Source organism: Bacillus sp. SIMBA_026 (genome assembly GCF_046535335.1).
Taxonomy (GTDB): Bacteria; Bacillota; Bacilli; order Bacillales; family Bacillaceae; genus Bacillus; species Bacillus velezensis.
In genome coordinates this window covers 1-265 of record NZ_JAWRWX010000238.1, presented here as the reverse complement: position 1 = coordinate 265, position 265 = coordinate 1, and the positions used below count along the sequence as shown (strand labels likewise).

1 protein-coding gene is annotated in these 265 nt (G+C 47.9%); it reads right to left on the bottom strand.

Annotated elements, in window-relative coordinates:
• Positions 1 to 200, bottom strand: a 200-nt coding sequence (locus SB847_RS21325) for a hypothetical protein (RefSeq protein ID WP_410578645.1), incomplete at its 3' end; no start/stop codon positions are given.
• Positions 201 to 265 lie beyond the last annotated feature (65 nt).

Sequence of the window (265 nt, the reverse complement as noted above, 5' to 3'; positions counted from 1 at the left end):
ACAGGAAGATCGAGATTCTGTTCAAATTCGTCTTTCGGCGTCAGTTTAGTGGTGGCATCCAGATGATATTCGGGACTGACAATGGTAAAAGCACTAATATCTTTTTTGGGTACAATCTGAGCTTTCCATGCGTATTCCCCTCGACGGTTTTTCACAAAAACATCGATCGGCTGGTTGCGAGCCGCATTTGTGATCGTCACTGCGAACCCATCCTTGTCGGTGGTCGCTTCCGTCTTGTTGTCGGAAATTGGCGGTGACGGTGTAG